The organism is bacterium, assembly GCA_040753555.1.
Lineage (GTDB): Bacteria > UBA9089 > UBA9088 > UBA9088 > UBA9088 > JBFLYE01.
The window spans coordinates 1-13,303 of record JBFMDZ010000009.1 but is presented as its reverse complement, the minus strand read 5'-3'; the positions used below and the strand labels follow the sequence as shown (position 1 = coordinate 13,303).

Genomic DNA, 13,303 nt, shown 5'->3' with positions numbered 1-13,303 from the left:
ATGGCAGTAAAATCAGATAGGTGGATTAGGGAGCAAGCAAAGAAGGGGATGATTGAGCCATTTGCTGACCATTGTGTAACCAAGGCAGTAATCTCCTATGGCCTTTCATCGTATGGATATGACATAAGGGTTTCTGACGAATTCCTCATATTTACAAATATAAACACAACGATTGTTGACCCAAAGAATTTTGACCCAAAATCATTTGTCAATTTTAAGGGAAAAACCTGCATAATCCCTCCAAATTCATTTGCTTTAGCAAGGTCTATTGAATACTTTAGGATTCCAAGGGATATTATCACAATATGCCTTGGAAAATCAACATATGCAAGGTGTGGAATAATAACAAATGTAACACCATTTGAGCCAGAATGGGAAGGGTTTGTAACATTAGAAATCTCAAACACAACACCCCTTCCGGCAAAGATATATGCCAATGAAGGCATTGCCCAAGTTTTATTTCTTTCCTCTGATGAGGTCTGCGAGGTTTCTTATGCTGATAAGAATGGAAGATACCAGGCTCAAAAGGAGATAACTCTTCCAATGGTTGAATGAAGCTTTACCATCTAATAGAAATCCAGCAATTTAAGGATAAAAATCTATTAGATGAATTGTTTTTCCTTACAGAGAGGATGGAAAATTTGGATAAAACAGAAGATTCCTCCTTGCTTCTTAAGGGAAGAAAAAAAATCCTTGCAACCCTATTTTATGAGCCATCTACAAGGACAAGGCTCTCATTTGAATCTGCAATGAAAAGGCTTGGAGGCGATGTAATATCAACAGAGGATGCACCACATTTCTCATCAATGGTAAAGGGAGAATCCCTGACGGATACAATAAGAGTCATTGGAGATTTTGCTGATATTATTGTCTTAAGGCATTATGAAGAAGGCTCGGCAAAAAAAGCTTCCAAAATATCGCCTGTTCCTGTAATAAATGCAGGCGATGGCCCAGGTCAGCATCCAACCCAGGCACTTTTAGACCTCTATACCATAAAAAAAGAGCTAGGAAGGATGGACAATCTTAAAATTGGGCTGTTGGGAGACCTCCTTTACTCAAGGACAATACACTCTCTTGTTTGGCTACTTGCACAACAAGAGGCCATAGAGCTTTATTTTATTAGCCCAGAAGAGCTTCCAATGCCAAAAGACATAATTGATTATCTTATTGAAAAAGGGATAAATTTTAAAGAAAATTGCAACATTATTGATATAGCAGGATTTCTTGATATCCTATATGTTACAAGAATCCAAAAGGAAAGGTTTAGAAACCAGGAGGCTTATGAAAAGGTTAAGGATTCCTATGTTGTTGATAGGAAGGTTATCTCTTTAATGAAGGACGATGCCAGAATTCTCCACCCTCTTCCGAGGGTATCTGAAATATCAGAAGATGTAGATAGAGATAAAAGGGCAGGCTATTTCAGGCAAGCAAAAAATGGCTTGTATTTAAGGATGGCATTGCTTAAAATGATATTAGGATGAAGAGGTATTACCCTATATTCCTTGATATAGAGGGAAAGAAATGCGTTGTTATTGGTGGAGGAAGTGTTGCAAAAAGAAAGATTGAGAGGTTATTAGAAGCAAAAGGTAATGTTATTGTTATAAGCCCAGATTTGGAGGAAGGTTTAAAAAAAAGGGTTTTATGGATAGAGAGGGAATATAAAAATGGCGATTTGGATGGAGCATTTATTGCTATTTCCGCAACCAATAATTCCAAAATAAACCAAATGGTAAGCAAAGAGGCAGAAAATAAGGGGATTCTTGTAAATGTTGTTGATAAACCCTCTCTTTGTAGATTTATTACCCCATCTATCATTCAAAGGGATGATATTACAATTGCCATATCAACAAGCGGAAAAAACCCATCATTGGCAAAGAAAATAAGATTAAAACTTGAGGAGGTAATATGATTGAACGATATAGCCTTCCAAAGATGAGGGAGATTTGGAGTCTTAAAAATCGCTATCAAAGGATTGTTGATGTTGAGATTGCGGTTTGCAAGGCACAGGCAGAACTTGGAAAAATCCCAAAGAATGCCCTAGAGATAATAGAAAAAAAAGCAAGGTTTAATGTAGAAAGGGTAGCTGAAATAGAGAAAGAAACCCAGCACGATGTAATTGCCTTGCTTACAAACCTGGCTGAAAATATTGGTCCTGATGCAAGATACATTCACCTTGGGCTTACATCATACGATGTTGTTGACACAGCCCTCTCTTTAATAATGAGGGATTCTATTGATATAATAGAGGATGATATAAATAACCTCCTTTTAATTCTTAAGGAAAAGGCATTTGAATATAAGGATACAATAATGATTGGAAGGACCCATGGCATCCATGCAGAGCCAATGACATTTGGGCTAAAATTGGCATTATGGTATGATGAGACAAGAAGAAACCTTGAGAGGATAAAGAATTTAAAAAAGACAATCTCTTTCGGAAAAATATCGGGTGCTGTTGGAACATATAGCCATATTTCTCCAGAGATTGAAAAGATTGCCTTAAAATACTTAAACCTTGAGCCAGAAAGGATTTCTTCCCAGATAATTCAAAGGGATAGGCATGCAGAATACCTTACAACATTTGCTATTATTGCCTCATCCTGCGATAGATTTGCAACAAATATAAGAAGCCTTCAAAGGACAGAAATAGGCGAATTACAAGAGCCTTTTACCAAAGGGCAAAAGGGCTCATCGGCAATGCCGCACAAGAAAAACCCTGTCTCATCCGAAAGAATTTCAGGCTTATCAAGAATCGTTCGTTCAAATAGCCAGGCTGGCCTTGAAAATATGGTTTTGTGGGATGAGAGGGATATTTCCCATTCATCGGCAGAAAGGGTTATCTTATCGTCATCATCAATTCTCCTTGATTTTATCCTTTGCGAGTTTTCCAGGGTAATATCGGGTCTTGTTGTTTTTACAGAAAAAATGCTAGAAAACCTTAATAAAACAAATGGTCTTATATTCTCAGAAGACCTTATGCTTAAAATGGTAAATAAAGGTATCTCAAGGGAAAAGGCATATAAGATTGTCCAAAGAATAGCTCATAGCGAAGGGATTTTTTATGAAAATGTAAGAAGGGATGAAGAAATAAATAAGGTTTTATCAAAGGAGGAGATTGAAAGCTCTTTTGATGTAAGGATAAGCCTTTCTAATGTTGATTATATCTTTAAGAAAGTATTTTAAGCTTTAATTGCAAATTATATAAAATAAAAGCATATAAATACATATTAAAATGAAGATTGTTCTTGCATATTCTGGTGGATTGGATACCTCTGTTATCCTTCATTGGCTAAAAGAAACTTACAGGGCAGAGGTCATTGCTGTTTGCGTTGATATTGGACAGAATGAGGAGCTTTCTGGTTTAAAGGAAAGGGCAATTAAATTAGGTGCAAAGAGGGTTTATATTGAGGATTTAAAAGAAGAATTTGTTGTTAATTATATCTTTCCTGCTTTAAAGGCAGGTGCTTGCTATGAAGAAAAATACCTTTTGGGAACCTCTTTGGCAAGACCCCTTATTGCAAAGAAGATAATGGAGATTGCAAGAAGAGAAAATGCAGATTGTGTCTGTCATGGTGCAACAGGAAAAGGAAATGACCAGGTTCGTTTTGAGCTTACATTCAGGGCAATTTCTCCCTCTATAAAGATAATTGCTCCCTGGAGGGAATGGGATATAAAGTCTAGAGAAGATGAAATTGAATATGCAAAGAGATATAATATTGACATCCCTGTTTCCAAAGAGAAGCCATATTCTACTGACAGAAATCTATGGCACATAAGCTATGAGGGAGGAATATTAGAGGATTTATCAAATCCACCCGATGAAAATATGTTCATCCTTACAAAATCTCCTCAAGAATCAAAAAATGAGCCAACAATTGTAGAGGTAGGGTTTGAAAAAGGCATTCCAACAAAGATAGATGAAGAATCCTATAGCCCTGTTGAAATAATAGAAAGGCTAAATATAATTGGTGGAGAGAATGGGATAGGAAGGGTAGACATTGTTGAAAATAGGCTTGTTGGGATAAAGTCAAGGGGGATATATGAGACACCAGGTGGGACAATCTTACACATTGCCCATTCTGAGCTTGAATCTATAATCCTTGATAGGGAGACACAGCATTACAAGGAGCTCTTGGCAAAGAAATATGCAGAGCTTGTCTATTATGGCTTATGGTTCACGCCATTAAGAGAAGCAATAGATGGATTTGTAGATAAAACCCAAGAAAACATAACAGGCTCTATAACAATGAGGCTTTATAAAGGGGTTGTCTCAATTTTGAAAAGAAAATCGCCATATAGCCTATACAAAAAAGACCTGGTAACATTTGGAGAAGGTATTCCTTACAACCATAAAGATGCAGAAGGTTTTATCAAGCTGTTTGGCTTTCAATATGAAGGAATGTTAAAGGAAAATTCGTAAGTGTTCAACTCTTTCATAAATTAAAGATAATGAAAAAGCTTATAATTGGTGGGGTATTTGGGATTATAAGTGGCAGTATAATCTTTTTTCTCTTTTCGCGTTCCTTTATTATTCTCACAGATATTCCTCTGTTTCGTGATATTGAGTGGGCATCTTTGAATTTTCGCTTTATATCTACAAAGGAAAAAAGAAAATCTGTTATAGAGGATGTTGTGGTTATTGATATAGACAATGATACCCTTCGTTCTCTTGGAAGATGGCAAAATTGGCCAAGAAGATATTATGCAGAGGTAATAGATTATGTGAAAAAGGATGGAGTAAAGGCTGTTGGCTTTGATATATTTTTTCCCGAACATTCAAACCCAGAGGATGATAATATCCTTGTTGAGACAACCAAAAGGGCAGGAAATGTTATCCATTCCTTCTTCTTTCCCGAAACCTCTGAGACAAAAGAAGAATATAATTTGGATCTTATGAAGAAATTTAGCTTTCCCCTTCCAAAAGGGCCATTTCAAAAAAATAAAGCTATTACACCACCAATAATGGAAATCCAGAAAACAGCAGAAGGTATTGGATATGATAATAAATACTCAGACGAGGATGGGAATACAAGGCTAATTCCCCTTCTAGCAAAATATAATGATAGGCTTTATCTTTCCTTTTCCCTTGCTACTATTTGTAGTGTTTTGAATGTTCAACCTGACCAAATAAAACTTAAAGGTAATTATCTCCTCCTTTCAGATAAAAAGAAAATACCGGTTGAGGAAGGAGCAAAAATGTGGATTAGGTACTTAGGAGAAGCGAGGACATTTAGATTTGTTTCATTCCATAATGTTTTAAAAAAAAGGATAGCAGAGGGATACTTTAAGAATAAAATTGCTATTATTGGTGGAAGCGCAGAAGGCTTATTTGATATTATGTCAAACCCATTTTCTTCTGTATATCCTGGGGTTGAAACACAAGCTACAATTATCCACAATATCCTAAACAATAACTTTATGATACAAACATCTATAAAAACTAATATGCTCATTGTTTTGTTATTGGGCATAATTATAGGGCTTTTCTCCTCCATTCTTTCTTTGAAAAAAGGGATTTTGGTAATGGCTGGTCTATTGTTTGGATACCTTACAACATCTATTATCCTTTTTAAAAATGGGCTAATAATTCCAATGGTCTCTCCTTCCTTCTCAATGGGTTTTACCTTCCTCTCTGTCTGGCTTTGGAGGTTTCAGACAGAGGAGAAGGAGAAAAAGAGGGTAAGGGGGATGTTTTCAAGGTATGTAAGCAAGGAGGTTGTTGAGCAGCTTGTCTCTAATCCCGATGCATTTTCTATTGGTGGAAAAAGGGTGGAGATTTCTGTTTTATTTTCTGATATCTGCGGATTTACAACACTTTCAGAGAAGCTGCAAGCTGAAGAGATTGTTTCTTTATTAAACGAATATTTTACAGCAATGAATCAGGTTATCTTTAAACACAAGGGAACACTTGACAAGTATATTGGCGATGCTATTATGGTCTTTTACGGGGCGCCCCTTTATCCAGAAGAGCATGCAAAGCGGGCGGTTTTAACTGCACTAGAGATGATAAGGGAGTTAAATCGACTAAAGAAAGAATGGAAGGCAAGGGGAAAAGAGGAGCTAGATATTGGAATAGGAATAAATACAGGCGAGGCTGTTGTTGGAAATATTGGCTCTGACATTCAAACAAATTATACAGTTATAGGCGATGAGGTTAATCTTGCCTCACGGCTTGAAGGAATGACAAGGAAATATAACTCACAGATAATTATAAGCAAGGCAACATATGAGCAAATAAAGGATGAAATTTTGAGTCGGGAGGTGGATATTATTGTTGTAAAGGGGAAAAGCCGTCCTGTTATGATATATGAACCCATTGGGCTTATAGCTGATGTTTCTGATAGTAAGAAAAAAGAGCTTGAGATTTTTATAAATGGTCTTTCGTTTTATAAAGAAAGAAAATGGAAAGAAGCATCAGATGTATTTTCTACAATTATGAACGATGGTATTGCAAGGATGTATTTTATGAGATGTCAAGATTATTCTCTTAATCCACCACCAGATGATTGGGATGGTGTGTATGTGTATAAGACGAAATAATATTACTATATTTGTAAAATAGGACTTAAAAGACCTAAAGTAGATACGAATTTACTTATGATGGTTTATCTTGACAACATAGCCACAACACCAATTGACCCAAGGGTTTTTGATGAGATGCTTCCATATTTTAAGGAAGAATTTGGAAATCCATCAAGCATTTATACAATTGGTCAAGGGGCAAAGAATGCCATTATTTGTGCAAGAGAAAGGATTGCTTCTTTAATCTCTTCCAAACCAGATGAGATTATCTTTACATCATCAGCAACAGAGGCTAATAATTTGGCAATAAAGGGGATAGCAAATGCCCTTTCAAAGAATGGAAAACATATAATCTCATCATCTATTGAGCATATATCTATCCTCCATCCTTTAAGGACACTGGAAAAAGAGGGGTTTGAGGTAACATTTGTTGGTGTTGATAAAGAAGCAAGGGTAAATCCAAATGACATAAAAAAGGCATTAAGGGATAATACAATTCTTGTCTCAATTCAATTAGCAAATCCAGAGACAGGAACAATCCAGCCAATTAAAGAGATTGCAAAGGTTATAAAAGGTCGTTCTATAATATTCCATACAGATGCTGTTGCTGCTTGTGGAAGAATCCCTATAAATGTAAATGAGCTATGCGTTGATACTTTAACTATATCTGGCCATCAATTTTATGGTCCAAAGGGTGTAGGTTGCCTTTATGTGCGAAAAGGAACAAGGTTATATCCTGAAATAGAGGGTGGAATCCAGGAAAAGGGAAGAAGGGGAGGAACAGAGAATGTTGCATCTATTGTAGGAATGGGAAAGGCAGCGAATCTTGTGATGTCTGAAATGGAAGAATGGGATAGACATATCTTAAAGCTACAAAATATGCTAATAGATGGAATATTTAAAAATTGCGATGGAGTTTATCTTAATAGCCCAAAAGAAGCCCTGCCTGGGATAATAAACCTCTCCTTTGATTTTGTAGAGGGTGAATCATTGCTTATCTCCCTTGATTTAGAAGGGATATGTGTTGCCTCCGGCTCTCCCTGCGTTTCTACATCCCTTAAAGCCTCCCATGTTCTCTCTGCTATGGGCATTTCTCCTGTTCTAGCACATAGCTCATTGCTATTTTCTTTGGGAAAGGAGAATAAAGAGAGCGATATAGGGCATCTTTTAAATGTTTTTCCTTCAATCCTTAAAAGGCTTCGGTTAATGTCTCCCCTTGCAAAAAGGTAATCCCACTAAAAAAATGAAACACATTTCTATACTGAAATAAAATTGGTTTTTTTGTGTTAATGTTTCTATAACCAAAGAGCAATTGGTTTGAAAATACTAACAAGGAGTGAGGGGTAAGTAGTGAAGTCTTATGTCTGAATCACTGTATCTTTTTATTGCAAGCCCTCTTTGTTCTGGTTATAATGTTTTTGTGGAGCTTTCTGTTTTAGATGAGGTTTCCTTTATATTAGAAAAACCATCTTTTTCAAACCTTGATAGCCAGATAATAATTGATATAGCTGAAGATAAATCGCAATGTTTCCTTACCATTACCCATCCAACCCTCTCTGGGAAAATACCTCAATTTGAGGATGTTCTAGCCAATTTAGAAGAAAATGGGATAAAAGATATAGACACAGAAACAATAAGGAGGATTTTAAAGGAAAGGGATTTTGAGAGAAAGCACCTTATAGCAATTGGTAAAAAGGCAAAAAAGGGAACTGACGCAAAATATTTATATAGATTTGGAAAGATAGAGGGCAAAGAATCTCCATTAGATAAATTTGAAGCAATATCTGGTCAGCTCATTGCTGTAAAGACACATCCAACAAAGGGAGAAGATGGAATGGATGCGTGTGGGAGTATAATAGAAGGCATTATGGGAGAAGATATTGTTATGATTGCTGGAAAGAATACAGCTATTTCAAGGGATAGAACAAGAATTTATGCTACAAGAAATGGCTTTGTTTCCTGGAAGAAGGACAGAGTAGACCTTGAGCCTTTAATCTCTATAGATGGCGATCTAACAAGCGATATAGAGTTTGATGGAAGCTTAAATGTATCTGGCTCTATAAAGGGTGTAAAGGTAAAGATAGGTGGAGAGCTTAAGGTTTCTAAAAATATTGAGAGCTCTTTTATTAGCGCTGGTGGAACCATAGAGGTCTTTGAGGGGATAATTAGCTCAGAAATAACATCAAAGGGTGATATTATAGGAAATTCAGCAAGCTCTTCAACCCTACAAGCAGGTTCATCAATAATCATAAGAACAGGGATAGTTGATTGTAATTCAAAGGCAAGGTCTATATTTATTACCGGAAAAAAAGGGATAATAATGACAAAGGGAATACCGCCACCATCTTTATTTACCATTCCAATTGTCATATCAAAGGGACTTTCTGGTCTTTCTGGAGGGGTTGCAAATGTAGAAAAAGTAATAGATGTTGAGGTTTTAGGTGATGTCTCCCATAAAAAAACAGAGATAAAGGTAGAAAAGAATGGGATAATATCTGCCTCGTCCTCTGTATATCCAAAGACAAAGATAACAATTGGTCTAAGAAGCCAGGAAATAATAAAACCTATAGAGGGTGTAACATTTATTGAGGATAAGGGGAAAATATTACAAATGCCATATAAACAGGCAGAGGCTGAGCTTGTAATGCCTATATATGGACCTACAATATTAAAAGACCCTCCATCTGTAATTATAGAAAACATTATAGAGAATGCAAAAAAAGAGGCATCCATTTTTTTACAGATAGAAGAAAACTTCCTTTCAGAATTTTACATTTTTGAATATCAATCAACCATCTTTTTTCAAAAGGATATAGATGGACCCTGGAAAAAGCTCATTTTTGAAATAGAAAGGAAAAGGAAGGAAAGAGAGGAAATACCAGGCTCTTTTAAGATTGATAACCTTCCAGAAGGTCTATACCTTACAATTTATCCACCTGGAAAAAAGGGAATTCCTGTAGGGCCAAGGGATTTAATAGAAATCTTAAAGGAATATAAAGAATTAAATGCTGAAGCAATAAGGGATGCTATTGTCCAAATGGATGGGATGCCTGTAAAGATAGGAGAGAGGCAATACATTCCAGAGCTTGATGGAAGAATAATTTTAAAGCTTGAAGATGAAGGAGAAATAAAGAATGCAAAAGCATTTTTAACAATTGGAAGCCCAAAGGAAAATGGAAAGCAGATTCCATTTACAGAAATTATAAAATTTCTTGAAAAAGAAAAAATAAGGGCATTTGATAAGAAGAAGATAGCATTAGCCTTAAAGAAAAAATTCTACAACAAACCATTTTTAATATCGGGTGCTATTTTTCCAAAAAAGGGAGAGAATGCTTGCTATATTTATAAATTTGGAGAAGAACCATATATTTATCCCGATGTAATTCCTGGTCAAATATTGGCAATAAAGGATGTCCCAAAAATTGGTACAGACGGCGTTAATTGTATAGGAGAGGTTATTCCAGGAATACCAGGGAATGATTTTAAAATTCAGGCTGGAAGGAATACATTTCTCTCAAAAGATGGAAATACATTATACTCTTCTAATTTTGGCAGGGTTTTCTGGACGAATAATAGGTGCGATGTAGAAAAGGTTATGGAAATAGATGGAGATTGTGATAAAGACATCGAATTTCTTGGAAAAATAATCATAAATGGCTCTTTGAAAAGGGGTGTAAAGATTAAAGCAAGCGGCGGGGTTTTAATAAAGGGAAATGTCTCTTTAAGGTGTGAGATAACATCAGGTGGAGGTATTGAAATAGATTCTGATATAAAAGGGGAGGATGGTAACGAGATAATTATTTCTGCAAATGGTGATATTGTTGCAAACTCAATATCCTTTTCAAATATATCATCCGAAGGCTCTGTAATTGCAAGAACAGGGGTTACAGATTGTAATGTTATTGCTAAATCCCTTGTCATTACAGGAAGGAAGGGGATAATAATGACAAAAGGCACACCGCCACCTCCTATATTTACCATTCCCATTGCTATGGCATCTGGTGTAAAGGGCCTGGTTGGTGGAGGAAGGATTGAGATTTCCGAGTTTATAGATGTTGAGCAGATTGGTTCTGTTTCACACCATAAAACAGATATAATTATAAAGAGCGAAGAGGGAAAAATCAGTGTTCAGGATGCGGTATATCCAAAGGTGAGTATGAAAATAGGAAAGGCATTTCTCCTTGCTACTAAACCATTTGAAGGTGGAGGGTGTTTTAAGCAAGAATTGGGAAAGATAATAAAGCACCCTTACGAAGAAATTCCTGCACATCTTATGTCTATTTCATATCCTATGGAAACAAAGGACATCCCCTCCTCAATTGCCCTTTTAAAAGAAGAAATTGAAAAAGCAATAAAATTTCTTTTATTTGATGACATTTTATCCATAAGCCTTGATGAAAAGCTTTCTCTGTTTTTTCCAAAGGGAATAGAAGGGCCTTGGAAAGAAAAGGAGAAAGAGATTACTTTAAAGATAAAGGAAAAGGAGGAAGCACCTGGCTCTTTTAAGATTGATAATACGCAAGATGGCGTTTATCTTACCATAAACCCACCAGGGATAAGGGGAAAGCCTGTAAATATGAAGGATGTTCTTCTTTCTGCATCAGAATTTTTTGATATAGATGAACAGGGTATAAAAACAGCAATTGAAAAAAAAGATGGAAAGCCAATAAAGATAGGAGAAAGGCAATATATCCCAGACCTTGATAGCTCTGTTAAGATAGAGGTAATAGATGAAGGGGAAATAAAGGCAAAGAAGGTTCTTTTGACAATAGGGCCTTTTAAGCCAGGTGGAAGAAAAATAAGGCATAAAGAGGTTTTATGGCATCTTATGAAAAATGGAATAATTTATGGAATAGAGGAGAAAAAAATTTTCCTTGCTTTAAAAAAGGATTTTTATAAGCCGTTTATTGCCGCATCCTGTCTTGTTCCAACAAAGGGAGAACCTGCCTTCTATCTTTATAAATACGAAGGTAAATTTGATGTAATACCAGGCCAAATTCTAGCAATAAAAAAGGAAAAAACAAGGGGAAATAATGGGATAAATTGTAAAGGTGAGGAGATTCCTGGGATTTTTGGTGATGAGCTTCCTATTATTGAGGGAAGGAATACGAGATTCTTTGAAAATATCTTGTATTCACAAGCCTCTGGAATGGCAACATGGGATGGAAATAGATGCGATGTTATTAAAACAATAACAATAAATGGAGACCTTAAGGAGAATTTGGATTTTTCTGGGAAAGTCATTATTTCTGGCTCTGTAAAGGCTGGAGTAAAAATAAATGCGCTGGCGAATATAGAAATAGGAGGGGATATCGAAAATTCCTGCAATATTTCATCAAGAGAGAATGTGCAGGTTTCTGGACATATCCTTTCTAATAGCTCTATTGATGCAAAATATGACATCATAGCCCAATCAGCATCAGAATCAAGCCTTAATGCAGGCGGAGCAATTGTTGTGAATACAGGAATGCGATGTAGGGCAAATGCTGATAGAATATACATTGTTGGGAAAAAGGGTGTGATGATGTCAAAAAGGGGGGCAGAAAAAGAAGAATTTACCCTGCCTGTTGCCATACAAAGGGGTGTTAAGGGGTTAATTGGTGGAGAGATAGAAACAAATGAGATATTTGCAGATATTATTGGCTCAGTTGAGCAGGAGGAGACAATAATAAGGCTAAAGGACAAAGGAAGGATTTGTTGTGGGTCTATATATCCAAAGACAAAGATTAATGGCATTGAAATAAAAAAGCAATCTGATAATATAGGATTTCAGAATGATGGAGGAAGGATTAAGGAGGTATCCTATAAACCCTGTGAGATTGTCTTAACAGAAGCCCAAGTAGAGCCTCAAAGGGAAAAGCATCCAGAATCAATAGCCCTTTTAAATGAAGAAAGGGAAAGGGCAAGTGGCTTCCTTAAATTAGGCGATGATAGGATAGGCTCTCTTGAATTAGATAATGAGACAAGCCTGTTTTTTGATAGAGGGATAAAAGGCCCTTGGGTTGAAATAGAAGAAAAAATAGAAAAACAAAAAGAAAAACCAGCCTCTTTTGAGATAAAATCCCTTCCTGAAGGGCTATACATTACAGTAAATAAGGGTGGAATAAAAGCTAATCCCCTTTCCTTTGAAGAGGTTGAAAGAGCTTTAAGAGAATTTTACAATGTGGATATAGCCGCTGTAGCTGAGGCAATAAAATATTCCTCTGGAAAGTCTGTAAAAATAGGAGAAAGGCAATACATTAGAGATATTGATTCAAGGATAGAGGTAGTTGTGGATTAGTTGTGTTTAGGAAGTTAAGAACAAAATGGGAAAATGAAGTTAAAATGAAAGGAAACACTAAATCCAAACGCACAAACTAAAAATGTCCGTAACTACTCAGGTTTTTAAGAATTTGTGTCCGTTTAGGATACCGTTTTACAAAAGGTGAGTAGTTACGATAAACCCTACCTCACCACCATTGACTTAATGGCAGAAGAGTCATCGCCGGTAAGCTTATAGAAGTATAAGCCCTTTGAGGCTTTGATGCCAGTGTCATTCTTTAAGTCCCAGAGGATGGCACTATCTTGCTTTGTGTATGAACCCTTCTTTTTAAAGCCAATGTTTATGGTTTTTACTCTTTGTCCTAGAATATTAAAGATTTCGTAACTATTTAGCCATCTGAAGTGAGACAGCAGGCAACGAAGCAATATTTCCTGTTTCAATCCATTTAGAAAGTGAATGGGTTATTGTAGTAATGGGATCAATCTTGCGAAGATGCAGGGTTCTGAATATTGACATCAG

The 13,303-nt window shown here is 36.1% G+C and carries 9 protein-coding genes; 8 read left to right on the top strand and 1 reads right to left on the bottom strand.

The window, feature by feature from the left end; genetic code table 11:
• The 8 genes from dcd (at position 1) to AB1630_01595 (ending at position 12,802) form a co-directional block, all read left to right on the top strand.
• A complete protein-coding gene (gene dcd, locus AB1630_01630; GenBank protein MEW6102510.1) occupies positions 1-555 on the top strand; it encodes a dCTP deaminase in 555 nt (184 codons plus the stop codon).
• On the top strand, positions 552-1,481 hold the full coding sequence (pyrB, locus tag AB1630_01625) for an aspartate carbamoyltransferase (protein ID MEW6102509.1): 930 nt from the start codon (positions 552-554) through the stop codon (positions 1,479-1,481). Before dcd ends, pyrB begins: the two co-directional genes overlap by 4 nt.
• Positions 1,478-1,909, top strand: a complete 432-nt coding sequence (locus AB1630_01620) for a bifunctional precorrin-2 dehydrogenase/sirohydrochlorin ferrochelatase (GenBank protein ID MEW6102508.1) — start codon at positions 1,478-1,480, stop codon at positions 1,907-1,909. Before pyrB ends, AB1630_01620 begins: the two co-directional genes overlap by 4 nt.
• The gene (gene purB / locus AB1630_01615; GenBank protein ID MEW6102507.1) at positions 1,906-3,183 is read left to right on the top strand and encodes an adenylosuccinate lyase; all 1,278 of its coding nucleotides are present in this window, start codon (positions 1,906-1,908) and stop codon (positions 3,181-3,183) included. Before AB1630_01620 ends, purB begins: the two co-directional genes overlap by 4 nt.
• 37 nt (positions 3,184-3,220) lie before the next feature.
• Complete coding sequence (locus tag AB1630_01610) at positions 3,221-4,420, top strand: argininosuccinate synthase (GenBank protein ID MEW6102506.1); 1,200 nt, start codon at positions 3,221-3,223, stop codon at positions 4,418-4,420.
• Between the two features lie 29 nt (positions 4,421-4,449).
• On the top strand, positions 4,450-6,540 hold the full coding sequence (locus tag AB1630_01605; protein ID MEW6102505.1) for an adenylate/guanylate cyclase domain-containing protein: 2,091 nt from the start codon (positions 4,450-4,452) through the stop codon (positions 6,538-6,540).
• A 57-nt stretch (positions 6,541-6,597) separates the two neighbouring features.
• Positions 6,598-7,752, top strand: coding sequence for a cysteine desulfurase family protein (locus tag AB1630_01600; GenBank protein ID MEW6102504.1), 1,155 nt, complete (start codon positions 6,598-6,600; stop codon positions 7,750-7,752).
• 130 nt (positions 7,753-7,882) lie between these two features.
• Positions 7,883-12,802, top strand: coding sequence for a flagellar assembly protein A (locus AB1630_01595; GenBank protein MEW6102503.1), 4,920 nt, complete (start codon positions 7,883-7,885; stop codon positions 12,800-12,802).
• A 164-nt stretch (positions 12,803-12,966) separates the two neighbouring features.
• Here the strand turns inward: AB1630_01595 and AB1630_01590 are convergent, their stop codons facing one another.
• Positions 12,967-13,209, bottom strand: coding sequence for a T9SS type A sorting domain-containing protein (locus tag AB1630_01590; GenBank protein ID MEW6102502.1), 243 nt, complete (start codon positions 13,207-13,209; stop codon positions 12,967-12,969).
• Positions 13,210-13,303 lie beyond the last annotated feature (94 nt).

Excerpts from the sequence above, each read along its gene's own strand:
- AB1630_01600 (MEW6102504.1), top strand. The coding sequence starts at position 6,598 with ATGATGGTTTATCTTGACAACATAGCCACAACACCAATTGACCCAAGG.
- AB1630_01620 (MEW6102508.1), top strand. The coding sequence starts at position 1,478 with ATGAAGAGGTATTACCCTATATTCCTTGATATAGAGGGAAAGAAATGC.
- AB1630_01605 (MEW6102505.1), top strand. The coding sequence starts at position 4,450 with ATGAAAAAGCTTATAATTGGTGGGGTATTTGGGATTATAAGTGGCAGT.
- AB1630_01595 (MEW6102503.1), top strand. The coding sequence starts at position 7,883 with ATGTCTGAATCACTGTATCTTTTTATTGCAAGCCCTCTTTGTTCTGGT.
- purB (MEW6102507.1), top strand. The coding sequence starts at position 1,906 with ATGATTGAACGATATAGCCTTCCAAAGATGAGGGAGATTTGGAGTCTT.
- dcd (MEW6102510.1), top strand. The coding sequence starts at position 1 with ATGGCAGTAAAATCAGATAGGTGGATTAGGGAGCAAGCAAAGAAGGGG.
- pyrB (MEW6102509.1), top strand. The coding sequence starts at position 552 with ATGAAGCTTTACCATCTAATAGAAATCCAGCAATTTAAGGATAAAAAT.